The following is a 23,882-nucleotide window of genomic DNA, read 5'->3' as shown; positions in this document are numbered from 1 at the left end:
TCTTCAGGGCAGGGGCAAACCTGCTAGCTTGAGCAATTGTGCGGTCTCGTACAGAGGCAGGCCCATGATGCCGGAATGGCTGCCTTCGATGTGCTCGACGAACAGGGCGGCGCTGCCCTGGATGCCATAGCCGCCGGCCTTGTCATATGGCTCGGGCGTTGCGCAATAGGCGGCGATGGCGGCCGGCGAGAGTACGCCGAAGCGCACGTGTGACACTTGTGTGCGCTGCTCGGCGAAGTGTTGGTAGTGCACGGCGATCGAGGTCAGCACCTGGTGCGTGCGGCCAGACAGCTGCTGCAGCATCGCCACGGCTTCAACGCGGTCGGCTGGTTTGCCAAGGATGACGCCATCGATGGTGACGGTGGTGTCGGCTGCCAGCACGGGGCGCGGTGGCAGGTGGCGGCGGTGCACCAGGTTCCAGGCAAAGGCGGCTTTTTCATTCGACACGCGGGCGACATAGTCGAGCGCCGACTCGCCAGCGAGGACTTCCTCGGTGACGTCGGCGCCGCGCGGGCCATCGCTGCGCAGCAGCAGCAATTCGAAATCGATGCCGATCTGGCGCAGCAATTCGCGCCGGCGCGGGCTTTTGGAGGCAAGGTAGATCTTGTGATCAGCCGTTTTCATGGGAAGTTCAGACGCGGTGGTAGGGGTGGTTTTGCGTGATCGACCAGGCACGATACAGCTGCTCGGCGAGGATCACGCGCACCACGCCGTGCGGCAGGGTCATGCTGGAGATGCGCAACATGCCTTCGGCTCGCGCCTTGAGTTGCGGGTCGAGGCCATCGGCGCCGCCGATCAGGAAGGCCGTGTCGCGGCCATCCTGCTGCCACGTCATCAATTGCTGCGACAGGCCGACGCTGGTCAAGTCCTTGCCGCGTTCGTCGAGGGCGATGATACGCACGCCCTTGGGCAAGACGGCTTCGATGCGTTCGCGTTCCAGCGCCATCGCCGTGGCGGCGGTCTTGCTGCCGGAACGCTCCACCGGCTTGATTTCTTTCAGCACGATGCGCAGTTCCGGTGGCATGCGCTTCGCGTATTCGGCGAAGCCCGTCTCTATCCAGGCCGGCATTTTATGGCCGACCGCAGCGATGATGAGCTGCATCGAGGCTTACTCTTCGACTTTTTTGATACGCTTGATCACGGTTTTTGCCGGTGCAGCATCGGCTGCCGGCTTGGCCGCGCGTGGGGCACGCACTTTTTTCTCTGGCAGCGCTTTCAAGGCTTTCACGGCAGCCGCTTCGGTCTTGGTCGGCGCCACTTTCACGGTTTTGCCGACAGCTTTGGAAGCAGCAGCTTTTTTCGCCGGCGCTTTCTTGGCGGCGCTCGCTGGCGTGGCTTTCTTCGCGGGCGCTTTCTTTTCGATCACAGGCGAAGCTTCCACCTTGGCCTTGCTTGCTGCCAGATGGCCGCTGACCTTTTTCGGCTCATCACCGGCAGCTTTTTTCGGCGCGCGCTTGGCGGCACCGAGCTTGATCGGGGTATCGCCCCAGATTTCTTCCAGGCGGTAGTAGGCGCGGATAGGTGCTTGCATGATGTGGACGATCATGTCGCCCAGATCGACCAGTACCCATTCGCCCGTTTCCTCGCCTTCCATGCCGATGATTTGGCCGCCGGCGTCCTTGACTTTGTCGCGTACCGAGGCAGCGAGCGCCTTGGTTTGACGGTTCGAGGTACCGGAGACGATCGCGATGCGGTCGAACAGGCTGGTCAGGTGACTCGTTTCGAAGACGGCGATGTCTTGGCCTTTGACGTCTTCAAGGGCGTCAACGACGAGGGTTTGCAGTTTTTTGATGTCCATTTAGCTTTTGTATAAATTATGTTGTTCAATATAGTCTAGCACTAGCGGGGAAACAAGCGAGCTTGCCCGATCCCCCCGTTGTAATGCCGCACGTATTTCGGTGGCGGAGATATCCACCGCGAAGTCCTGTGCCAGATAAGTCAGACCGTGCGGCGTGTTGCGGATGCTTTCCAGCGACCCCAGGCGGCGCGAAAATTCGTCGGCGACCACTTGCGGTACTGCTGTGTCATTCAGCGCGAAGCCGGGGCGGGCTGCGACGCAGATATGTGCGTATTCAAATAATTGCTGCCATTGGCGCCATGTCGCGAGGCGCTGCAGCTGGTCGGCGCCCATCAGGAAAACGATGGAAGCGCGCGGTCCCAGTTCTGCGCGTACCTGGCGCAAGGTATCGATGGTGTAGCTGGCCTGGCCATGTTCGCTGCGCTCGATTTCCTGGCGGTCGATCACCACGCGCAGGGGCAGGCCGGCAAAGGCAAGGCTGGCCATCTCGGCGCGCTGCTGGCCGGTGGCGCCCAGATTGCCCTTTTGCCAGGGCGCGCCCGCTGGAATCACGCGCAGCTCGTCGGCTTGTAGCAGGCTGGAAAAAAGCGTGCCCAGCGCGACATGGCCATGATGCACCGGATCGTAGCTGCCGCCCAACAGCGCCACGCATGCCGTCGTTGCCGTCATGCTACCTACGGTCACGCCTTCAGCCAGTCGCGATGCACGAGGAAATCAGTATACAACGCCGCTTCTGGACTGCCCGCTTCCGGGTGCCAGTCGTAGCGCCACTTGACTATGGGCGGCATCGACATCAGGATCGCCTCGGTGCGTCCGCCCGACTGCAGTCCGAACAGGGTACCACGGTCGAAGACCAGGTTGAACTCGACATAGCGTCCGCGCCGGTAGCACTGGAAATCGCGTTCGCGTTCAGCGTAGGGCGTGTCCTTGCGGCGCGCCAGGATCGGCACATAGGCGTCAATGAAGGCGTCGCCGACGCTGCGCAGCATCGCAAAGCTGTCGTCAAAGCCCAGGGCATTGAAGTCGTCGAAGAAGATGCCGCCCGCGCCGCGCGCTTCGCGCCGGTGCTTCAGGTAGAAATAATCGTCACACCACTGCTTGAACTTCGGATGCAGCTGCGCGCCAAACGGTGCCAGCGCATCATGGCAGACCTGGTGAAAGTGCTGCACGTCGTCCGCATCGCCATAATACGGCGTCAGATCCATGCCGCCGCCAAACCACCAAACGGCTTCGCCATCGGTATTGACGGTGCTGAAAAAGCGCACGTTCATGTGCACCGTGGGCGCATACGGATTGCGCGGATGCAGCACCAGCGACACGCCCATCGCTTCCCATGCCTTGCCACCGAGTTCAGGGCGCGCCGCTGCTGCCGATGGCGGCAATGCGGCGCCGGTAACGTGCGAAAAATTCACGCCGCCACGCTCGAACACATTGCCTTCCTCGATCAGCCGCGAAATGCCGCCACCGCCCTCGGGGCGCTGCCAGGTATCGGTCAGGAAGGGCTTGCCGTCCTGCGCTTCGAGCGCTTGCACGATACGGCTTTGCAGATCGAGAAAATAAGCCTTAACGGCCGAAGGAGAGGGAGTTGACGACATCGCGTGGGCCGACGAGGCCGAAATAAAAATTAAGGGTGGATTGTACCCTGTTACGCGTTTTTGTGATAGCGCGGAGCTTGCACTGTGCGTTCGTGTTGTGATTCAGCGCACCTGCGGCGCGGCGCTTTCCTGCATGACGGTGATGGACGGGACCGGGGCGGATAAATACCGCGCCGGCCCCGCCGTTTGCCGTCAGCGGCTGGCTTAGTGCTTCAGGCCGCGCCAGCCGATGTCGCGGCGGTACTGCGCGCCGTCGAAATGGATTTTTTCCACCGTTTCATATGCCTGCTTCTGCGCCATCTTGATGCTGTCGCCCAGGCCCACCACGCACAGCACGCGCCCGCCGTTGGTGACCAAGCGCTCGGCCTCGATGCGGGTGCCCGCATGGAAGGTGACGGAGTCGCTCGTTTCGGCCGGGATGTCGCCGATTGGCGTGCCTTTGACGGGATCGTCCGGGTAGCCGGCGGCAGCCATGACCACGCCGACAGCCGTGCGGCGGTCCCATTCCAGTTCCACCGCATCGAGCGTGCCGTTGACGGCGTGTTCCATGACGCTGACCAGATCGGTTTTCAGGCGCGCCATGATGGGCTGCGTTTCCGGGTCGCCCATGCGGCAGTTGAATTCCAGCGTCTTCGGCGTGCCCTTGTCATCGATCATCAGGCCAGCGTACAGGAAGCCCGTGAATGTGATGCCGTCCTTGGCCATGCCCTGGATGGTCGGATTGATGATTTCGCGCATGACGCGTGCATGCATGGCCGGCGTGACGATCGGTGCCGGCGAATACGCGCCCATGCCGCCCGTGTTTGGTCCCTGGTCGTGGTCCTTCAGGCGTTTATGGTCCTGGCTGGTGGCCAGTGGCAGGATGTTCTTGCCGTCGCACATGACGATGAAGCTCGCTTCTTCGCCAGCGAGGAATTCTTCGATGACGATGCGCGCGCCGGCGTCGCCGAACTGGTTGTCGGCCAGCATCATGTCGACTGCCTGGTGTGCTTCTTCCAGCGTCATGGCAACGACCACGCCCTTGCCGGCGGCCAGGCCATCAGCCTTGATGACGATGGGCGCGCCCATGGCATTGATGTAGGCATGCGCGGGCCCGACGTCGGAAAACGTCTGGTAGGCTGCCGTCGGAATGCCGTGGCGCTGCATGAAGGCCTTGGCGAAGTCTTTCGACGATTCCAGCTGCGCCGCTTCCTTGGTCGGGCCGAAGATTTTCAGACCGCGCGAGCGGAACAGGTTGACGATGCCGGCCGCCAGCGGCACTTCCGGACCGACCACGGTGAGGCTGATGTGTTCCTGCTGAACGAAGTCGGCCAGCAATTGCGGGTCGCTGATGTCGAGGTTGACCAGACGCGCATCGCGCGCGGTGCCGCCATTGCCCGGAGCGACATACACCATCTGTATGCGTTCGGACTGGGCCAGTTTCCAGGCCAGGGCGTGTTCGCGGCCGCCAGAGCCGACTACCAGAATTTTCATAGGGACCGTTCGTTCAGTGTGGGTTGCAGGGCGGCGCTGCCGCCCTTGTAGGCAGAGTAATTAGTTCTCTGATTAGTTCTCTATTAAAGCGTTGGTGAACACTTCCTGTACGTCGTCGAGCAACTCCAGCGCATCGATCAGCTTTTGCATCTTGATGGCATCGTCGCCCGCGTACACGGTTTCGGTCGCCGGTTTCATGATGACTTCGGCCACTTCGGCCTTGAAACCGGCCGCTTCCAGCGCTTCCTTGACGGTGGCGAAATCGTGCACGGGGGTCAGCACCTCGAAGCCGCCTTCTTCGTCGGCGATGACGTCGTCGGCGCCTGCTTCCAGCGCCGCTTCCATCAGCTTGTCTTCATCGGTGCCCGGCGCGAACAGCAACTGGCCGCAGTGCTGGAACATGAAGGCGACCGAGCCTTCGTTACCCATGTTGCCGCCGTTCTTGTTGAAGGCGTTGCGCACTTCGGCCACCGTGCGTACTTTGTTGTCGGTCATGCATTCGACGATGACGGCTGCGCCGCCCACGCCGTAGCCTTCATAGCGCACTTCTTCATAGTTGGCGCCGTCGACGCCGCCGCTGCCGCGGTTGATCGCGCGCTGGACGTTGTCTTTTGGCATGTTCGCATCGGCCGCCTTGTCGACAGCCAGGCGCAGGCGCGGATTGGTGATGGCGTCGGCGCCGCCCATGCGGGCCGCGACCGTGATTTCCTTGATCAGGCGTGTCCAGATTTTGCCGCGCTTGGCATCGGTGGCAGCCTTTTTATGCTTGATATTGGCCCATTTGCTATGTCCTGCCATGTCGAATCTTCCTTAGACGGGTGTTCAATTGTGGCCGACATTTTAGCATATCGCCCTCCCGCCAAGCGCCGTGGTCACGTCATCAAGATGACACAATCTGTTGCTAAAGTGACGCGCTTTCACCATATCGAGAGCGCGACATCATGGCAAGTCAAATGGATAGACGGCAATTTCTTAAATTGGGCGGTTTTATAACTGCCTCTGTCGCCACCGTCGGCCTCGCCGCCTGCGGCAGCACCGACTACAGCGATCCGGGCGTGCCGCTGGCATCGGGCAGCGACTGGAAATTCCCGCAAAGCGTAGCCTCGGGCGATCCGCGCGCCGACAGCGCGATGCTGTGGACGCGCGTCGTGCCTGCCAGCTTTGATGCTGTCGCCCCTGCCGTGGCCGGCAAATCGGACGTGGCCGTGCGCCTGATCGTCAGCGCGCTTGATAATACGGCCGCGTTGGGCAGCAACACGGCCCTGGCCGGCGCCCCGATCGTCGATGCAAAACTGCCTCTGAAAGCTGATTTCGACAATACGCTGCGCCACAAGGTGACGGGCTTGCAGCCAGGCCAGGTATATTTTTACCAGTTCATCGCCGGCGACGTGCGCTCCAACGTGGGCCGCTTCAAGACGGCGCCCGCCGCCACGGCCGACGTAGCGCAGTTGCAGTTCGCCTATCTGACGTGCCAGGACTGGAGCATCAATCACTGGGGCGCGCTGTCGCACATCGCCGCCAACGAGTCGCTCGACTTCATTGTCCACCTGGGCGACTACATCTATGAAACGGTGGGCGAGGGCTTCCAGAGCGGCGCCGTGGAAAGCCGCCATGACCAGCTGAAATTGCCCGATGGCACGTTCAAAAGCGGCAACGCGGGGGCCAAGTACGCCACCACGGTGGCCGATTACCGCTATCTGTACAAGAAATACCGCACCGATACGCGCTTGCAAGCCGTGCACGAGCGCTACGCCTTCATCGCCATCTGGGATGACCACGAATTCACCGACGACGCCTGGCAGGACGCCTCTACCTATGAAGGCATCGTGGCCGCCGATGGCAGCGACCTGCACCAGCCGAATCGCCGCCGCAGCGCCAACCAGGCCTGGTTCGAATTCATGCCGGCCGACGTTACGTTCGATGCCGCCGCGACGACGTTCCAGAATATCCAGATTTATCGCGATTTCCAGTTCGGCAAACTCATGCAACTGGTCATGACGGACGAGCGCCTGTACCGCGCCGACCACGCGATCGCCGAAGCGACGATCAATCCGGCCACGGGCAAGCCCATGGGCAGCGTCGGCAGCCGCTACCTGGTGCCGCAAGCGCTGTTCGATAGCGTGGAAGGGCAGAAAATGGCCGCCGCGACAAAGGCTGGCACCGATCCGCTGGCCGCCGTCGGCATGCTGGGCAGCACGCAGCGCGACTGGTGGAAAGGCAAGATGAAGGCGGCCACGTCCACCTGGAAGCTGTGGGGCAATGAAGTGTCATTGCTGCGCATGGGCTTGAATGGCACGGATGCGATAGCCACTTTGCTGGCGCTGAGCGCCATGTCGAAAGTGGGTCAGGCCATTGCCAGCACCCTGCCTTTGGTGGGCGGCAGCGTGCCGCTGGCGTCGGCCATCGTGGCCGCCTCGACGGCGGGCGCGTCAACGACCGTGGCGCAGGCGGCGGCCATGGCCATTGCCGGCGCAGCCGCGAACGCCAGCGCGCAGGGCGCCGCAGCGGTGGGCGCCGGCTTGAGCGCGGCCCAGGCTGGCATCACGGTGGCTGCCTATAATAGCGGCTCGCCGGCCGCTGCCGCGCAAGTGATCGCCTTCGGCTGGATCAAGCCCGACGTGCAGGCCAAGGGCGCCGCCTCGGCCTTTGTTGTCGCATCGGGCCAGCAAGCCGCGCTGGCACCATTCTTCACACGCTTCTTGCTCAATTGCGACCAGTGGGATGGCTACAACAGCGAACGCAAGAATCTGATGGCGCACCTGAAAACGAATGCCATCGGCAACGTGGTGGCCATCACGGGCGATATTCATTCCTTCTTTGCCGGCACGGTCAACGACGATTTTGACGCGCCAGGCGGCGGCACGCCCGTCATGGTGGACCTGGTGTCGGCCGGCGTCAGTTCCGACTCCTTCTTCAGCTACCTGAAGTCGGCCGCCGGCAGCATGGGCGATATCGGCACCCTCGTCAGCTATCCGCTGGCCATTCCCGTGACGGGCCTGGGCACGCTCAACCTCGACATCAACCTGCTCGACTACACCATGGGCAAGGCGGCGCCTACCGTCGATAGCCTGCTCGAGCAGTTGCGCGTGCAGTTGCGCGGCGCGCTGGCCGCCAAGGGCGTGCCGGAAGTGCAGCTCGATGCCACGGTCGTAGCCGTGCAGGCGGGCTTGAAAGCGAGTGCTGACTTCAATACGACGCTGCTGGGCCTGGCGCAGCAATTGTCCGGCCTGGGCAATAACCCGTGGATCAAGCATCTCAATACCGATGCGCAGGGTTACACGGTGGTCACTGTGACGCCGGGCAAGCTGGTGGCGCAGTTCAAGCAGGTGAATAAACTGATCGGCACGGCGGCACCAAGCAACGTGATTGCGCGTGTGACGACGGCTACGGTCACGGCGGGCGCGGCGGCGGTGGTGGTTTCTTAAACTTGTTTCTTGAAAGTTAAGCCCAAGGCAAGGGCCGGGGTCGGACCCTGAGGGTCCGACCCCAGTATTTGCGGTTGGGGTTATCAGCCGCCCTTGGCTTTTGCCTTACAATCTGGGCATGAGCTCCAGTTCCCCGCAAGCCACACCATCTTCGCTTCCCCGTTCCGTCTACCTCGGTGGCTTGGCCATTGCCGTGGGCGGGGCGGTACTGTTTTCCACCAAGGCCATCGTCGCCAAGTTGCTGTACCGCTACCAGATCGATGCCGTCACCCTGATCGCCTTCAGGATGATTTTCTCGCTGCCCGTGTTCGCCGTCATCGCCTGGTGGAAGATGCGCACGGCGCCGCCGTTATCCAACAGCGATCGCTGGCGCTTGATCGGGCTGGGTCTGGTTGGCTATTACCTGTCGAGCTATCTGGATTTCCTGGGCCTGCAATATATTTCCGTGGGGCTTGAGCGGCTGATCCTGTTTCTGACGCCCACTTTCGTGCTCTTGATTACCACCGTCTACTTCAAGCAGCGCATCAGCCGCATCCAATGGCTGGCCCTGCTCACTTCGTATTGCGGCATCGTACTGGTCTTCGTGCATGACTTGCAGGGCGGTGCCAGCAACGTGGCGCTCGGTTCCACGCTGGTGCTGGGCTCGGCCTGTGCGTATGCCGTGTATCTGCTGGGCTCGGGCGAATTGGTAAAACGCATCGGTTCGATGCGGCTCGTTTCCTACGCCATGTGCGTGGCCAGCTTTGCCTGCATTGCGCAGTTTTTCATCCTGCGCCCGGTCGGGATGCTGATACAGCCCATGCCTGTGTATGGCTTGTCTGTATTGAATGGTCTCTTTTGCACGGTGATGCCCGTCTTCATGACGATGATCGCCGTCGAGCGCATAGGCGCGCCCGTCGCCTCGCAGGCGGGCATGATCGGCCCCGTATCGACGCTGTTCCTGGGCGCCATGATCCTCGATGAGCCCATTACCAACTGGCAACTGCTCGGTACCAGCCTGGTATTGGCCGGTATTTACTTGCTGTCGAAAAAGAAATAATTCCTCCACCCACAGAACTGATTCTCACCATGAAAACACGCATCGCCCTGATTGCCCACGATAAGAAAAAAGATGACATGATTACCCTGGCGGGCGAATACCTGGATTTTTTGAAGGGGTGCGAACTGTCGGCCACGGGTACCACGGGCGGGCGCCTGATCAATGAGCTGGGCTTGCAAGTGGAGCGCAAGCATTCCGGTCCGTTCGGCGGCGACTTGCAGATCGGCTCGCTGCTGGTGGAAGGCTTGATCGATTGCGTGATCTTCTTGCGCGACCCGATGACGCCGCAGCCACACGAGCCCGACATCAACGCCCTGGTGCGCGCCTGCGACGTGCACAATGTGGCTTGCGCGACGAATCTGTCGTCGGCCCACCTGGTGCTGTCGCAGCTGCAACTGCGGGCGCTGGCCAATCCGGCGCCCTGAGCTTTTCCCGATTCTTCTTCAAGGAGCATAGTGTGAGCGCAACGATTAGCACCAAAGCCATCCGCGTGCAGCGCGTAGGCGGCCCGGACGTGATGGAATATGTGGATGTGGAGCTGCCGCCGCCCGGCCCTGGCGAGGCGCGCGTGAAACACGCGGCGATCGGCCTGAACTTCATCGATGTGTATTTCCGCACCGGCTTGTATCCGCAAGCGCTGCCCAATGGCCTCGGTGTCGAGGGCGCGGGTACCGTCGAGGCGGTGGGAGAGGGCGTCACCGAGGTGAAAGTGGGCGACCGTGTGGCGTATGCGGCGCGCATCAACGGCGCGTATGCGCAGCAGCGCAACCTGCCGGCGGCGCTGTTGCTGGTGCTGCCCGAGCGCATCGCTTTCGACACGGCCGCCGCCATGATGCTGCAGGGCTTGACGGTGCAATACCTGTTTCACCGCACGGTGGCCCTGAAGGCTGGCGACACGGTGTTATTCCATGCGGCGGCGGGCGGCGTCGGCCTGATCGCCTGCCAGTGGGCGAAAGTGCTGGGCGTACACCTGATCGGCACGGCCGGTACCGATGAAAAGGCGGCGCTGGCCAAGGCGCATGGCGCCGCCCATGTCATCAACTACAACACGGAAAACTTCGTCGAGCGCGTGCGCGAGATCACGCGCGGCAAGGGCGTCTGCGTGGTCTACGATTCCATCGGCAAGGATACGTTTACGGGCTCGCTCGATTGCCTGGCGCCGCTGGGCATGATGGTCAGCTTCGGCAACGCGTCCGGTCCCGTGCCGGCGTTTACGCTGGCCGAGCTGGCCTCGCGCGGTTCGCTCTTCATCACGCGCCCGGCCCTGTTCAGCTATGCGTCCAACCGCGCTAACCTGGAAGAGATGGCCGCTTCGCTGTTTGGCGTCGTCAGCAGCGGTGAAGTCAACATCGAGATCAGGCAGCGCTATGGCTTGGCTCATGTGGCCCAGGCGCACGCCGACCTGGAAGGACGCAAGACCACTGGTTCTAGCATCATCGTGCCATGAGCGGCGACAATGACGGCACGCCGAAATTGGGCCGCCTGCTAATCGTGCTGGCATTGGCCGTAGCCCTGATCGGCGTACTCACTTTTGCTGCCGAGGCGTATTACTCGTAGATATAAAATACGCGTAGACATAAAAAAACCGGCTTGCGCATTGCTGCACCAGCCGGTTTTTTGTCTGGCCAAGTCTTTAGTCGATTTTGACTTCGACCTTGCGCGGTACGCCGCTCTGGCCGGGGAAGTCGGCAAAGGCGCTGGCCACCATGGCCGGCATGATTTGCGACGTGGCGCGCTTGTTGCCGGTCGAGTGCACGGTCACGTCGTACAGTTTCTTGCCGTTGCGGTCATTGATCGTGACGCGCAATTCGCGTTCGTATTGATGCCGCACGCTTTCTTCCACCTCCATCGGGCCATACCAATAGGGGTTGTAGGCGAAGCGGCCATAGCCTGGCCATGCACCGTAGCGATAGCCGTAGCGGCCAGGCCAGTAGCCGGCGCCATACCAGAATGGATCGGCCGTTTGCAGCACGCGCTCAGGATAGTCGACGGTCGAAAAATGCATGGCCACGCGCAAATTGGCCGCCGCAGGGCCGGAAGCCTCGCCGAAGCCGTGTTTTTCCAGTTCCGCGCGCAACAGGTTTTGATAGCTGCGGTATTCCAGCGTGTCGTTTTCCGCCACCGGCGCTTCAAAGACATACGATTGGTCATGCAATTGCGCCGGCCACTCATGGAACACGGTCACATCGCTGCGCACGGTGGTGGCGCATCCGGTCAGCAGCACGGTCAATGCGGCCAGCATGATGGTGAGGTATCGTTTCATCGCATGATCTCCTGATAGTAGACGCAATTTGTCGCCTGGAAGTATAAGAATAGTTCTATTTTTCCCCAGGTATTATTACAGAATGTTACCTGCCATGCCGGCGTGCAAGGCAATCTGACATTCCTGAACTGAATCGGCGCAATTGGCGGCTGAATCGGTCCTTTCCCTGCCTGGTGTTGGTAAAATAGGCTTTTGCCTCCGCTCCCGCCAAAATCCCTATGCGCACAGACAGCCCTCAGACGATTTACCGCAAAGATTACACGCCGCCCAGCTTTCTCGTTGACAGCGTCGAACTTGGCTTCGATCTCGATCCCGCCCGCACAGTGGTGGCGAGCCGGATGCGCATGCGCCACAATCCGGCCAGCAGTAGCCGCAGCATCGAGTTGCACGGCGAACACATTGAACTGGTGCAAGTACGCCTGAACGGCAAGCTGCTCAAGCCGTCGCAATACAAGCTGACGCCGAGCATGCTGACCATCCCCAAGGCGCCCGACGAGGTGCTGCTCGAGATCGAGACTGTGCTGGCGCCGCAGGGCAATACCTCGCTGTCCGGCCTGTACGTGTCGAACCATAACTTCTTCACGCAGTGCGAAGCCGAAGGTTTCCGCCGCATCAGCTTCTTCCCGGATCGCCCGGACGTGATGGCCAGGTACACCGTCATGCTGCGCGCCGACAAGGACAAGTATCCGGTGCTGCTCTCGAACGGCAACCTGATCGAAGAGGGCGACCTTGGTGACGGCCGCCATTACGCCAAGTGGGAAGACCCGTTCAACAAGCCGTCTTACCTGTTTGCCCTGGTGGCGGCGCGCCTGGTGTGCCAGGAAGAGCGCTACACCCTCAAGTCCGGCCGCGAAGTGCTGTTGCAGGTGTGGGTGGAAGAGGGCAATCTGGATAAAACCGATTACGCCATGCAGTCGCTGAAAAACTCGATACGCTGGGATGAAGAACGCTTCGGCCTGGAGCTGGACCTGGACCGCTTCATGATCGTTGCCGTGGGCGACTTCAATATGGGCGCCATGGAAAACAAGGGTTTGAACATTTTCAATACCAAGTATGTGCTGGCCAATTCACGCGTGGCGACCGACGTCGATTACGCGGGTATCGAAGCGGTGGTGGGCCATGAGTACTTCCATAACTGGACCGGCAACCGCGTGACCTGCCGCGACTGGTTCCAGCTGTCCTTAAAAGAAGGCTTGACGGTGTTCCGCGACCAGGAATTCTCCGCCGACATGATCGGCACGGAGACGGGGCGCGCCGTCACGCGCATCGATCAGGTGCGCACCTTGCGCCAGGCGCAGTTTCCCGAAGACGCGGGCCCGATGGCGCATCCCGTGCGTCCCGATTCTTTCGTTGAAATCAATAACTTTTATACCGTTACGATCTACGAAAAAGGCGCCGAAGTAGTGCGCATGTATCAGACCCTGGTGGGCCGCGACGGTTTCCGCAAGGGCATGGACCTGTACTTTGCGCGCCACGATGGCCAGGCCGTGCAGTGCGACGATTTCCGCGCCGCCATGGCGGACGCGAACGGCCGTGATTTCACGCAGTTCGAGCGCTGGTACAGCCAGGCCGGTACGCCCATCGTGCAAGCTTCCACGCGCTACGACGCGGCCAGCCAGACGTTCGAGCTGACCCTGGCGCAAAGCTGCCCCGCCACGCCGGGCCAGCCGGAAAAACTGCCATTCCACATTCCTTTCAGCGTCGGCTTGCTGGGCGCGGATGGGCGCGACCTGCCGCTGCACCTCGATGGCGTGGCGTCGAACGGCGCCACCAGCGTCGTACTGGAGCTGACCGAAGCGTCGCAAACCTTCCGCTTCACGCACGTGACGCAAGCACCAGTGCCTTCGCTGCTGCGCGATTTTTCCGCACCGGTGGTGCTGGAATACGACTATACCGATGCGCAGTTGCTGCACCTGTTCCGTCATGACAGCGATCCTGTCAACCGCTGGGAAGCGGGCCAGCGCCTGGCCATGGAACGCCTGCTGACACTGACCGGCGCCGTCGCCACTGGCGCCACGCTGGCGCTGGACGACACCTTCATCGCCGCGCAGCGCGCCTTGCTGGCCGATGAAACGCTCGATCCCGCCTTCCGCGAGCTGGCCTTGATACTGCCGTCTGAAACCATCATCGCCGAGCGCATGGCGCAAGTCGACCCGCAGGCGATCCACGCAGCGCGCCAGTTCATGCGCAGCACCATCGCCACCGCCTTGAAGCCCGAATTGCTGGCGCAATACCACGCCAACCAGACGCCGGGCGAATACAGCCCCGACGCCCTCTCGGCCGGCAAGCGGGCGCTGAAAAACCTGGCCCTGTCCTACCTGTTGATCGCACCAGGCGCGCAAGAACTGGCGCTGGCGCAGCAGCAGTTCGACAGCGCCGGCAACATGACGGACCGCGCCGCAGCGCTGGCGGCCCTGATCCATTCGGGTTCCACTGCGCACGCGCAGGCCGCCCTGGTCAGTTTCTATCGCGACTTCGACAATGAAGCGCTGGTGATCGACAAGTGGTTCGCCATGCAGGCGGCCGCGCCAACGACCGACGTGCAAGCCGTGCGCCAGTTGATGACGCACCCGGCTTTCACCTTGAAAAATCCGAACCGCGCGCGCAGCCTGATCTTCAATTTCACCAGTGGCAATCCATCGCAGTTCCATGCAGCGGACGGCAGCGGCTATGCCTTCTGGGCCGAGCAAGTCATCGCGCTCGACGCCCTGAACCCGCAAGTGGCTGCACGCCTGGCGCGTTCCATGGACCGCTGGCGCCGTTACGTGCCGGCCCTGCAAAGCCGCATGCGCGAGGCGCTGGAACAAGTCGCCGGCCAGACCAGCTTGTCGAATGATGTGATGGAAGTGGTCAGCAAGGCATTGGCCCACTGAATGCATGTCGGATCACGCACTGCGGGCGAATCCGACCTACGCGGCGTCATGATTTCGTAGGTCGGCTTAGCGCCAACGGCGCGTAAGCCGACAATCACCGCACGAGACGTATTTAAAACACTAACTAAGGGGTTTCATGAAACGCATCAGTCTTACGCAATACCTGGTTGAAGAGCAGCGCTCGAACAACAGCATTCCGGCCGAACTGCGCCTGCTGATCGAAGTCGTCGCGCGCGCCTGCAAGACCATCAGCCACGCTGTCGGCAAGGGCGCCCTCGGTGAAGTTCTGGGCACGGCCGACACGGAAAACGTGCAGGGCGAAGTACAGAAAAAACTCGACATCATCTCCAACGAGATCCTGCTCGAAGCGAACGAATGGGGCGGCCACCTGGCGGCCATGGCGTCCGAAGAAATGGAATCGATCCACCCGATCCCGAACCGTTATCCGAAGGGCGAATACATGTTGCTGTTCGACCCACTCGATGGCTCGTCGAACATCGATGTCAACGTCTCCATCGGCACCATCTTCTCGGTGCTCAAAGCGCCGGAAGGCATGGGGCAGCCGACCGAGCAAGACTTCATGCAGGCAGGCACCAAGCAGGTCGCCGCCGGCTACGCCGTGTATGGCCCGCAAACCATGCTGGTGCTGACGTTCGGCAATGGCGTGAACTGCTTCACCCTGGACCGCGAAATGGGTTCGTGGGTACTTACGCAAAGCAATATGCAAATTCCGCCGACGACCAAGGAGTTTGCCATCAATATGTCGAACGCGCGCCACTGGCATCCGCCCGTCAAGCGCTATGTCGACGAACTGCTGGCCGGCGACACGGGCCCGCGCGGCACCAACTTCAATATGCGCTGGATCGCCTCGATGGTGGCCGACGTGCATCGCATCCTGAATCGCGGCGGCATCTTCATGTACCCGGCCGACCTGCGCGACACCTCGATGCCGGGCAAGCTGCGCCTGATGTACGAAGCGAACCCGATGGCCTTCATCGTCGAGCAAGCCGGCGGCGCGGCCACCGACGGCCAGCAGCGCATCATGGACATCGCTCCGCACAAGCTGCACCAGCGCGTGCCCGTCTTCCTCGGTTCGAAAGACGAAGTGGCCCGCGTCACGGCCTACCACGCTGAGTAAAAAGCCGCACTTTTCCACGCTTTTCAGCGGCTCGCAACGGGGCCGCGAAAAAAATGCAAAAAAGTTCGCGTTGACACTAGCAAATTTTGTGCATTGTTTGTAGAATGTGGGTCTTCGCCGTTGTAGCTCAGTTGGTAGAGCAGCACATTCGTAATGTGAAGGTCGCCAGTTCGATTCCGGCCAACGGCACCAAGTTTCATCAGAAAACCCGCTGACTTGCAAAAGTCAGCGGGTTTTTTGTTTTTTTATCTCGTTTTCTGGCTGGTCCTCAAAGTCCGAATTTGGATTGCCAATTATTGTTGTTGGTGCCTGACCCTTGGGCTATGATGTCCGCGGTCCAATTATCGGCGAGTTCCAGTGGCATATACAGACGTGTTTTCATGTCGCCCTGCGCCGGTAGACAAATCAAGGATTAAATTCTATGAGCTCAAACTTCACCCAAACCGCCGCCTTTATCTGGTCTGTCGCGGATCTGTTGCGTGGTGACTTCAAGCAGAGCCAATATGGCCGCATCATCTTGCCTTTTACTTTGCTGCGTCGCCTTGAGTGTGTATTGCAAGCCAAAAAGACGGTGGTGATTGCCGAAGCCGCGCGCATTGCGCCAATGAAGTTGCCGGAGGATGCGCAGGAGAAGTTTCTGCATCGCGCTTCTGGACTCACATTTTTCAATATCTCACCGATGGACTTGTCCAAACTGGGCGAGAAGGATATCAAAGACAACTTGCTCAATTACGTGAGCTGCTTTTCGCGTGATGCGCGCGAGATTTTCGACTATTTCAATTTCAGTGAGTTCGTCGGCCAGCTCAGTGATGCCAATCTGCTCTACAAGGTCACGCGCAAGTTCGCCACGACCGACCTCAGCCCAGCTGCCGTCAGCAACCACGAGATGGGCCTGGTTTTCGAAGAGCTGATCCGGCGTTTCGCGGAAAGCTCGAACGAGACCGCCGGCGAACATTTCACGCCGCGCGATATTGTGCGCTTGACGACCTCACTCGTATTCATGGAAGACGATGCCGCCCTCACGCGCCCTGGCATCATCCGCACCATTTATGACCCGACGGCAGGCACGGGCGGTTTCCTGTCGAGTGGTATGGAATACGTGCATGAACTCAACAAGCACGCCACGATGGGGTCCTTTGGACAAGAACTCAATCCTGAAAGTTATGCTATCTGCAAGGCGGACATGCTGATCAAGGGGCAGGATATCTCCCGCATCAAGCTTGGCAATACGCTGTCGAATGATCATCTGCCAAACGAAAAATTTGACTATATGCTGTCGAATCCTCCCTTTGGTGTCGACTGGAAGAAGGTCGAATCGGACATCACTACCGAGCATCTGGTCAAAGGTCATGCGGGTCGTTTCGGCCCCGGCTTGCCGCGCGTTTCAGACGGCTCCTTGCTGTTCCTGATGCATCTGATCAGCAAGCTGCCGACCGAGGCTGGGCGCACGGGCCGCATTGGCATCATCCTCAACGGTTCACCTTTGTTCACCGGTGGCGCGGGTAGCGGCGAGAGCGAAATTCGCCGCCATATTTTAGAAACAGACTTGCTTGAAACTATAGTCTCGCTGCCCAACGATATGTTTTACAACACCGGCATCGCCACCTACGTCTGGATTTTGACCAACCACAAGAGCGCCGAGCGCAAAGGCAAGGTGCAGCTTATTAATGGCGTCGACCTGTGCGAGAAAATGCGCAAGTCGCTGGGCAGCAAGCGCAATGTCATGTCCGAGGACGATATTGCCTTCATTACGCGCAGCTTCGCCAATTTTGAAGAGATCAGCCCGACGGTGCTCGACAAGCAGTCTGACGTCAAGAGCAGCCGTGGCCGCAAGTCCGAGAAAAGCAGTGCGCCAGCACCTAAAACCTTCGCCAGCAAGATATTCCCTACCCATGCATTCGGCTACCGGCGCATCACTGTTGAGCGCGCACTGCGCACGTCGGCTCAGTTGAGCGACGAGCGCCTGGCTGACTTGCGCTTCGCACCCAAACCGTTCAATGCGCCGATGCGCTGGGTTTATGAACAATTCGGTGCGACCTGGACGCAGGACGATTACGGTGTGTTCGATGCCGACCAGGCGCTGCTTATTCGCGCTAAGGTCAAGGCTGACTTCAGCGAACTCAAGGAAGCCCAGATCAAAGACTTGACGGCGCCAACACTGTGGCGCGATCAGGCGAACTTGCTGCAAAAGGCGCTGCTGCTGCAAAGCGCCCTCGGCCGTGCGCAATGGGACAATTACAATTTGTTTGACCTCGCCTGCAAGAATGCGCAGGCCGCCAGTGATGTCAAACTCGATAGCAAAGAGAAAAAACAGTTTGAGGCCGCTGTGACCTGGACCAACCCTGGTGCCGACCGTGTGATTGCCAAGAACCATAAATCGGCTATGCCCGCCGATCCCCTGTATGGCCTATTCGCCTGCGACGCGGCCGAAGTGGCATGCAACACGCCCAAGACTGGCAAGGCGCTTGTCAAGCTCGGTGATGTGCTCGAATTCGCTACTGACAGCGCGCTGCGCGAACATGAAAACGTCCCGCTCGATCCGAGCTGCCTCGTTAAAAAAGGTATCGAGGCATATTTCCTGCGCGAGGTCGCCCCACATGTTCCCGATGCCTGGATCGATGACGACAAGCGCGACAAGAAGGATGGCGCGCTTGGCATCGTCGGCTACGAAATCAATTTCAATCGTTATTTCTACCAGTATCAGGCACCGCGCCAGTTGGCCGACATTGACGCCGACCTGAAAGCGGTGGAGGCCGAGATTGCAGCATTGCTGAGCGAGGTGACAACGTGAGAGGATTTACGCGCGGAAATTCATTTTGCATACGCCAGTTTTACGATACCTACCGGGACGATACAAAAGTGTCAGCGCTGATGACACAATTACCTTGGACGTATAAAAAGACGCTGCACGCATCCTATGCGCTCAATGTTGACGATGAGGGGCATCCATGAGCCACTACAAGCCATATCCGGCCTACAAGGATTCGGGCGTTGAGTGGTTGGGGGCGATACCTATCGATTGGGCTGTGGTGCCATTGAAATTTCTTGCTGTTATTAAGAACGGGAAAGACCACAAGGAAGTTGAAACTGCGGATGGTGAATTTCCGGTAATTGGATCCGGTGGAGAGTTTGCAAGAGCATCACAATGTATGTTCAACGGAGAGTCCGTGCTGCTGGGCCGCAAGGGCACGATTGATAGACCGCTATATGTAAATGGGCCTTTTTGGTCGGTCGACACCATGTTCTATACAGAAATCGGTCCGAAGACGAGCGCCAAGTACTTCTTTTACTGTACCTTGACCATTCAATTCAATCGGTATTCGACCAGTACAGCATTACCCAGCATGACCCAAGAAGTATTAGGGAGAATTCTGTTTGCAATACCTTCACACGCAACGCAGTGCGCGATTGTTGATCATCTTGACCGCGAAACAGTTCGCATCGACGGACTGATCACTAAGAAAACTCGCTTCATCGAACTGCTGCGAGAAAAGCGTCGAGCCTTGATTACAAGCGCCGTCACGAAGGGACTCGATCCCAATGCGCCGATGAAGGATTCCGGCGTCGAATGGTTGGGTGATGTGCCTGCGCATTGGGACGTTTACCGGCTCTCGTTTTGTGTCCGTTTGAACCCGCCGGAAAAACCTGGGCTTGGATTAAATGACGAGGTTTCGTTCTTGCCAATGGAGGCAATCGGTACTGATGGCACGCTTAATCTAGATAGGACGCGCATCCTGGCAGAAGTTCGGGCCGGTTATTCGTATTTCGAAGATGGCGACATCGCTTTTGCTAAAGTTACGCCATGTTTTGAAAATGGCAAAGGTGCCATTATGCGTAATTTGGTGAACGGACTGGGCTTCGGTACAACTGAATTGACTGTACTTCGTCCTGCTATAAATATCAACGTTGACTTTCTGTCATATCTCATACAGAGTGACCGATTCCGATCATTCGGAGCAGGGGCGATGACAGGGGCGGGTGGATTGAAACGAGTTCCCGATGAATTCACTCGGAATTTCAAGACGTCATGGCCTGATCTCGCCGAGCAACATGCGATTGCTGAATATCTAGATTGTGTACTTAATCGAATGAACATGCTGATCAGCACAACCGAGAGCAGCATTGAACTGCTCAAGGAGCGACGCAGCGCGCTTATCACCGCCGCCGTCACCGGGCAAATCGACTTGCGCGAAACCGCGTGAACGACCGGATTGGCTCAGCTAGCACTGGCTGCTCAACCCTGTTTGCGGTGACGGGTTGCGGCGGATGTGCTCTTCCAAAGCAGCATTTCCAGTGACGAAAAGCTAGCCTTACGCTAAACTTTCAATATTGCATTTTTTGCAAAATGATTCAATTCAATGTCGATGAAGTCGAACTGTGCGGGGATGCCAGGCATCTTCGTCAGACATCGTGAAAATTGTTCCAGCCCCTGCCCACGCAAGGGGAGCATCACCCATATATCGAAAAGACCGCTACATGAGCAGCCAGGCCAATGAAAAACACTTCCAGAACAACATCATTGAGGAGATGCAAGCCAATGGCTGGCTGATCGGCAAAAGTGAAGACTACAACCGTGAACGCGCGCTGTATGAAGCCGATCTGCTCGCGTTTGTCCAGACGTCGCAGCCTGAAGAGTGGCGCAAGTACCAGGGGATTTATCCGCTTGACACGGAGCGCCACTTCCTTGAGCGGGTCACCGCGCAACTGAGTAAGACCGACCCACAGGCCTCCGTCACGCACACCAATACCGAGCTGCGCACCTTCGGTACACTGGGCGTCTTGCGGCATGAATTGCGCGATCGCGGCTGCCGTTTCAAGCTCGTGCAGTTCAAGCCTGACCATGACCTCAATCCTGACATTCTGGCGCGCTACCGGGCCAATCGTCTACGCATGGTGCCGGAGCTGGTCTACAGTCCTTACGCGACACCCACCCATCTGGCTGAGACAGGCAAGCGATCCAAGACCTGGCGCATCGATCTGGTCTTGTTTGTGAATGGTATCCCCGTGGTCACCATGGAACTCAAGTCGGAGTTCATGCAAGCCATTTATAATGCCAAACGCCAGTATTGCCAGACCCGTCTGCCGCGTGATCCCGCCACAAACAAGCCTGAACCTTTGCTCAGCTTCAAGCGCGGTGCATTGGTGCATTTCGCCGTCAGTCAGTTCGAGGTGTATATGGCGACCAAGCTGGCCGGTTCCGACACTTATTTTCTCCCCTTCAATAAAGGCAGTGCGGGCGGCGGCGCCGGCAATGACGCGCCAGCCGATACCAACCGTTATGCGACTGATTATCTGTGGAATGAGGTGCTGTTGCCGGATAACTTGTTGCAAGTGCTAGGACGCTTCGTGCATTTGCAGATCGAGGAAAAAGAGGATTGGGAGGGGCGCAAGTCAAAGAAAGAATCGCTCATTTTTCCGCGCTATCACCAGTGGGACGCGGTGAACAAGATACTCACCGCAGTGGCGCAAGAGGGGACGGGCCACAAGTATTTGATCCAGCATAGCGCGGGATCGGGAAAATCCAATTCGATCGCGTGGGTGGCGCATCAGCTTGCCTCTTTGTACGACGCGCAAGGGAGCAAACAATTCAATTCGGTGATCGTGGTAACAGACCGTACGGTACTTGACGATCAGTTGCAGGACACTATTCATCAATTCGAGCATGCCGACGGGGTGGTAGGACGCATCAACAACAAGGAAGGCGATGGCTCCAAATCCGAGAAGCTTGCCGCCGCGCTGAAGCAGTCGCAACCGATTATTATCGTTACAATGCAGACGTTTCCGTTTGTGCTGAAGGCGATTGAAGACAGTGTGGTCCTGAAAACGCGACGTTATGCAGTCATTGCCGATGAAGCGCATTCGTCGCAAAGCGGCAGCACGGCCAGTCAATTGAAGGGCGTGCTGATGCTTGACGAGCGGACTAATGATGAAGAGCTCAGTAGCGAAGACATGATGACGGCGGCGGTGCAGGCAACCATGTTGTCACGCAAGGGATCGTCCAACCTGAGTTTTCTAGCCTTCACGGCAACACCGAAGGCAAAGACACTCGAGCTGTTTGGTCGCTTGCCGCATCCTGAACTGCCACCCTCGGATAGCAATCTGCCGGTCGCGTTTCATGAGTACACGATGCGCCAGGCGATTGAGGAGGGATTTATTCTAGATGTGCTGAAGAACTATACGACTTACAAGGTGGCATATCAATTAGCTCAGCAAGCCGAGGCGCAAGATACCGAAGTCGATAGCCAGCGTGCTAATACGCGCCTCAATCAGTGGGTCAAGCTGCATCCGACGAATATCGCGCAAAAGGTCAAGATTATCATCGAGCATTTTCGCAGCAACGTAGCCGGCGTGCTGGGAGGGCAGGCGAAAGCGATGGTGGTGACGGGATCGCGCAAGGAGGCGGTACGCTACAAGCTTGCCTTCGATGCCTATATCGCCGACAGGATGAAGACCGAACGTGGTTACGAGCGCATCCGCGCGATGGTCGCATTCTCGGGTGAAGTAACAGATACGGATCACTCGTCCGAGCCGTTTAATGAGCGCAACATGAACCCCATGCTCAAGGGTCGGGACATGCGTAAGGCTTTCGATACGGATGATTTCCAGGTCATGCTGGTGGCGAATAAATTCCAGACAGGATTCGATCAGCCCAAGCTGTGCGCAATGTATGTCGACAAAAAGCTCGCTGGCGTCGACTGCGTGCAAACACTCTCACGTCTGAACCGTATCTATCCTGGCAAGAAAGAGTCAGGCACCTTCGTACTCGATTTTTTCAATGATCCGCAAGATATATTAGACGCGTTTCAACCCTATTATCAAACGGCTGAGCTGGCTGATGTGTCGAATCCAAATTTGGTGTACGACTTGCAGCAAAAACTCGATAGCCTGGGCATTTATCAATGGCAAGAAGTGGAAAAGTTTTGCGCGGCGTTCCATAACAAGAGCGTTAGCAAGGCTGCCTTGGGTAACTATTGTAAACCCGCGATGGAGCGCTGGCAGAAGCGCTATGGGTCCGCAGTCGATGCCTTCAAATTGGCGCGTCATATGTTCGAGCGTACCCAGAAAACTGGTGATTCTGTGTTGATGGCGAACGCGGAAACGAGTTTGAAAGCCTGTGCGACCGAGAAAGACCGTTTGGAGATTTTCAAAAAAGATCTGCAGAGTTTCAGTCGGTTCTATGAGTTCATGGCACAGATAGTCGACTACAACGATACCGACTTGGAAAAGCTCAATTTGTTCGCTAAACATCTACGTCCCTTGTTACGTGAAAAGGTCGGTGATGAGGATGACGAGATTGATCTTTCTACCGTTGTGATGACACACTACCGGCTATCAGAAATCCGCAAGCAGGATCTTTTGCTGCAGCAAGACAGCGAAGAGTACAAACTACAACCGGGCAAAGACCTGGGTAGTGGCAAGGCGAAAGACAAGCTCGAAGAGCTGCTGTCGCAGATTTTGCAGCGCCTCAATAGTCTCTTCGTCACCGATGCGTTAAGCGACGGCGATATGGTCAGCTATGCGTACACGATCGTGAGCAAAGTGCGGGAAAATACCAAGGTGATGGACCAGATCAACAATAATACTGCTGAGCAGGCCTTGTTGGGTGATTTCACGAAGGCGGTAGACGAAGCTGTCATGGATAGTGGAGCAGCGCATCAAAATCAAATGATTCAGTATCTCTCTAGTCCTCAGTTGGCAAGCGGGTTTGCCAGAGTCATATTTGATTTGATGCTTGCAGGGAAAGATGCCGGCAATGGCGCGGGGGAAATCCGAAAGGATGTTAGGTAAGCTGGCATTTTGGCTATTTTCTTCCATAGTTGATGCCAACCACCTAAATGACAAACTCCCTGCGCACCACCAGCTTGTGCGCTAGTGGCAGCGATAGCTTTTTCAAGGTGGTAGCCAAGCGTGCATGGTCGCGAATGCTGCCCAGCGAGATGCGGATGGCTTTCGGCAAGCGGCCGTCGTAAAAGGCTTCCGAAGCCGTCATGGTCACGCATTGCGCGCCCGACTGCAGTGTGTGCGCCGAGCCGACATGTTTCCATTGCGTCGCCAGCGCCGTCGTGTCTGGGACTGGCCAATTGCCGTAACTGCAGTAGGAAAACTCCCCACCCGCCCCACCAGGCCGGTGGGGATTGTTATTTCTGGCAGGCATTTAAGTCGTAAGCGTAAAGCCAGCGCCGTCTTGAGCCCGGCAATGAATTAGAAGATGATGGCATCACACCGCTGGGAAGCGGCGTGTTTTTAAGCCGAGGGAAGCGGCGTGGCGCAGTTCCAG

The 23,882-nt window shown here is 58.6% G+C and carries 18 protein-coding genes and 1 tRNA gene; 10 read left to right on the top strand and 9 right to left on the bottom strand.

The genetic code is table 11. The features are described 5' to 3' along the window. Positions 1-3 precede the first annotated feature (3 nt). The 7 genes from ACQ4V8_RS20035 to ACQ4V8_RS20005 form a co-directional block, all read right to left on the bottom strand. Positions 4-624 (bottom strand): Maf family protein, encoded by a 621-nt coding sequence (locus tag ACQ4V8_RS20035; RefSeq protein ID WP_010401073.1) that lies wholly within the window; start codon positions 622-624, stop codon positions 4-6. Positions 625-631: 7 nt separating this feature from the next. Next, positions 632-1,102, bottom strand: coding sequence for a 23S rRNA (pseudouridine(1915)-N(3))-methyltransferase RlmH (gene rlmH / locus ACQ4V8_RS20030; RefSeq protein ID WP_035821794.1), 471 nt, complete (start codon positions 1,100-1,102; stop codon positions 632-634). A 6-nt stretch (positions 1,103-1,108) separates the two neighbouring features. Further along, positions 1,109-1,798, bottom strand: coding sequence for a ribosome silencing factor (gene rsfS, locus ACQ4V8_RS20025; protein WP_436572073.1), 690 nt, complete (start codon positions 1,796-1,798; stop codon positions 1,109-1,111). Next, positions 1,799-2,467, bottom strand: coding sequence for a nicotinate-nucleotide adenylyltransferase (locus ACQ4V8_RS20020; RefSeq protein WP_010401068.1), 669 nt, complete (start codon positions 2,465-2,467; stop codon positions 1,799-1,801). A gap of 11 nt (positions 2,468-2,478) precedes the next feature. Continuing rightward, entirely contained in the window at positions 2,479-3,393 is a 915-nt protein-coding gene (hemF, locus tag ACQ4V8_RS20015; protein WP_029496632.1) for an oxygen-dependent coproporphyrinogen oxidase, read from the bottom strand. A gap of 204 nt (positions 3,394-3,597) precedes the next feature. Continuing rightward, entirely contained in the window at positions 3,598-4,866 is a 1,269-nt protein-coding gene (purD, locus tag ACQ4V8_RS20010; protein ID WP_436572072.1) for a phosphoribosylamine--glycine ligase, read from the bottom strand. A 72-nt stretch (positions 4,867-4,938) separates the two neighbouring features. Next, entirely contained in the window at positions 4,939-5,664 is a 726-nt protein-coding gene (locus ACQ4V8_RS20005) for a YebC/PmpR family DNA-binding transcriptional regulator (RefSeq protein ID WP_010401062.1), read from the bottom strand. A 155-nt stretch (positions 5,665-5,819) separates the two neighbouring features. On the opposite strand from ACQ4V8_RS20005, the gene ACQ4V8_RS20000 reads away from it, so the two are divergent. The 4 genes from ACQ4V8_RS20000 to ACQ4V8_RS19985 all read left to right on the top strand — a co-directional run bounded on the left by ACQ4V8_RS20000 (position 5,820) and on the right by ACQ4V8_RS19985 (position 10,777). Then, complete coding sequence (locus tag ACQ4V8_RS20000) at positions 5,820-8,291, top strand: alkaline phosphatase D family protein (RefSeq protein ID WP_436572071.1); 2,472 nt, start codon at positions 5,820-5,822, stop codon at positions 8,289-8,291. 118 nt (positions 8,292-8,409) lie between these two features. Continuing rightward, positions 8,410-9,330: a DMT family transporter gene (locus ACQ4V8_RS19995; protein WP_029496630.1), complete on the top strand. Its 921-nt coding sequence runs from the start codon at positions 8,410-8,412 to the stop codon at positions 9,328-9,330. 29 nt (positions 9,331-9,359) lie between these two features. Next, entirely contained in the window at positions 9,360-9,755 is a 396-nt protein-coding gene (locus ACQ4V8_RS19990) for a methylglyoxal synthase (RefSeq protein ID WP_010401058.1), read from the top strand. Positions 9,756-9,847: 92 nt separating this feature from the next. Continuing rightward, positions 9,848-10,777: a quinone oxidoreductase family protein gene (locus tag ACQ4V8_RS19985; protein ID WP_050855965.1), complete on the top strand. Its 930-nt coding sequence runs from the start codon at positions 9,848-9,850 to the stop codon at positions 10,775-10,777. 186 nt (positions 10,778-10,963) lie between these two features. Here ACQ4V8_RS19985 and ACQ4V8_RS19980 read toward each other — a convergent pair whose 3' ends face one another. Next, a complete protein-coding gene (locus tag ACQ4V8_RS19980; RefSeq protein WP_010401054.1) occupies positions 10,964-11,593 on the bottom strand; it encodes a DUF4136 domain-containing protein in 630 nt (209 codons plus the stop codon). A gap of 218 nt (positions 11,594-11,811) precedes the next feature. On the opposite strand from ACQ4V8_RS19980, the gene pepN reads away from it, so the two are divergent. The 6 genes from pepN to ACQ4V8_RS19950 all read left to right on the top strand — a co-directional run bounded on the left by pepN (position 11,812) and on the right by ACQ4V8_RS19950 (position 23,392). Beyond that, positions 11,812-14,466, top strand: a complete 2,655-nt coding sequence (pepN, locus tag ACQ4V8_RS19975) for an aminopeptidase N (protein WP_436572070.1) — start codon at positions 11,812-11,814, stop codon at positions 14,464-14,466. A 136-nt stretch (positions 14,467-14,602) separates the two neighbouring features. After that, complete coding sequence (locus ACQ4V8_RS19970) at positions 14,603-15,604, top strand: class 1 fructose-bisphosphatase (RefSeq protein WP_010401051.1); 1,002 nt, start codon at positions 14,603-14,605, stop codon at positions 15,602-15,604. 116 nt (positions 15,605-15,720) lie between these two features. After that, positions 15,721-15,796, top strand: a tRNA-Thr gene (locus tag ACQ4V8_RS19965). A gap of 229 nt (positions 15,797-16,025) precedes the next feature. Next, positions 16,026-18,395, top strand: coding sequence for a type I restriction-modification system subunit M (locus tag ACQ4V8_RS19960; protein WP_436572069.1), 2,370 nt, complete (start codon positions 16,026-16,028; stop codon positions 18,393-18,395). 157 nt (positions 18,396-18,552) lie between these two features. Then, positions 18,553-19,806 (top strand): restriction endonuclease subunit S, encoded by a 1,254-nt coding sequence (locus ACQ4V8_RS19955; RefSeq protein ID WP_436572068.1) that lies wholly within the window; start codon positions 18,553-18,555, stop codon positions 19,804-19,806. A gap of 274 nt (positions 19,807-20,080) precedes the next feature. After that, positions 20,081-23,392 carry a type I restriction endonuclease subunit R gene (locus tag ACQ4V8_RS19950; protein ID WP_436572067.1) on the top strand — a complete coding sequence of 1,104 codons (3,312 nt, stop codon included), beginning with the start codon at positions 20,081-20,083 and terminating at the stop codon, positions 23,390-23,392. 43 nt (positions 23,393-23,435) lie between these two features. On the opposite strand, the gene ACQ4V8_RS19945 is transcribed toward ACQ4V8_RS19950, so the two are convergent. Further along, a complete protein-coding gene (locus ACQ4V8_RS19945) occupies positions 23,436-23,594 on the bottom strand; it encodes a hypothetical protein (RefSeq protein ID WP_436572066.1) in 159 nt (52 codons plus the stop codon). Between the last annotated feature and the right edge of the window lie 288 nt (positions 23,595-23,882).

Origin of the sequence: Janthinobacterium paucivorans, from assembly GCF_051380805.1 — a bacterium.
Classification (GTDB): domain Bacteria; phylum Pseudomonadota; class Gammaproteobacteria; order Burkholderiales; family Burkholderiaceae_D; genus Janthinobacterium; species Janthinobacterium lividum_D.
The sequence above is the reverse complement of the archived record's forward strand: the minus strand, read 5'-3'. Positions and strand labels throughout refer to the sequence as shown.

Excerpts from the sequence above, each read along its gene's own strand:
- ACQ4V8_RS20020 (WP_010401068.1), bottom strand. The coding sequence starts at position 2,467 with ATGACGGCAACGACGGCATGCGTGGCGCTGTTGGGCGGCAGCTACGAT.
- ACQ4V8_RS19995 (WP_029496630.1), top strand. The coding sequence starts at position 8,410 with ATGAGCTCCAGTTCCCCGCAAGCCACACCATCTTCGCTTCCCCGTTCC.
- rlmH (WP_035821794.1), bottom strand. The coding sequence starts at position 1,102 with ATGCAGCTCATCATCGCTGCGGTCGGCCATAAAATGCCGGCCTGGATA.
- ACQ4V8_RS20000 (WP_436572071.1), top strand. The coding sequence starts at position 5,820 with ATGGATAGACGGCAATTTCTTAAATTGGGCGGTTTTATAACTGCCTCT.
- hemF (WP_029496632.1), bottom strand. The coding sequence starts at position 3,393 with ATGTCGTCAACTCCCTCTCCTTCGGCCGTTAAGGCTTATTTTCTCGAT.
- ACQ4V8_RS19985 (WP_050855965.1), top strand. The coding sequence starts at position 9,848 with ATGGAATATGTGGATGTGGAGCTGCCGCCGCCCGGCCCTGGCGAGGCG.
- ACQ4V8_RS19980 (WP_010401054.1), bottom strand. The coding sequence starts at position 11,593 with ATGAAACGATACCTCACCATCATGCTGGCCGCATTGACCGTGCTGCTG.
- pepN (WP_436572070.1), top strand. The coding sequence starts at position 11,812 with ATGCGCACAGACAGCCCTCAGACGATTTACCGCAAAGATTACACGCCG.
- ACQ4V8_RS19960 (WP_436572069.1), top strand. The coding sequence starts at position 16,026 with ATGAGCTCAAACTTCACCCAAACCGCCGCCTTTATCTGGTCTGTCGCG.
- ACQ4V8_RS19955 (WP_436572068.1), top strand. The coding sequence starts at position 18,553 with ATGAGCCACTACAAGCCATATCCGGCCTACAAGGATTCGGGCGTTGAG.
- rsfS (WP_436572073.1), bottom strand. The coding sequence starts at position 1,798 with ATGGACATCAAAAAACTGCAAACCCTCGTCGTTGACGCCCTTGAAGAC.
- purD (WP_436572072.1), bottom strand. The coding sequence starts at position 4,866 with ATGAAAATTCTGGTAGTCGGCTCTGGCGGCCGCGAACACGCCCTGGCC.
- ACQ4V8_RS19950 (WP_436572067.1), top strand. The coding sequence starts at position 20,081 with ATGAGCAGCCAGGCCAATGAAAAACACTTCCAGAACAACATCATTGAG.
- ACQ4V8_RS20005 (WP_010401062.1), bottom strand. The coding sequence starts at position 5,664 with ATGGCAGGACATAGCAAATGGGCCAATATCAAGCATAAAAAGGCTGCC.
- ACQ4V8_RS20035 (WP_010401073.1), bottom strand. The coding sequence starts at position 624 with ATGAAAACGGCTGATCACAAGATCTACCTTGCCTCCAAAAGCCCGCGC.
- ACQ4V8_RS19990 (WP_010401058.1), top strand. The coding sequence starts at position 9,360 with ATGAAAACACGCATCGCCCTGATTGCCCACGATAAGAAAAAAGATGAC.
- ACQ4V8_RS19970 (WP_010401051.1), top strand. The coding sequence starts at position 14,603 with ATGAAACGCATCAGTCTTACGCAATACCTGGTTGAAGAGCAGCGCTCG.
- ACQ4V8_RS19945 (WP_436572066.1), bottom strand. The coding sequence starts at position 23,594 with ATGACGGCTTCGGAAGCCTTTTACGACGGCCGCTTGCCGAAAGCCATC.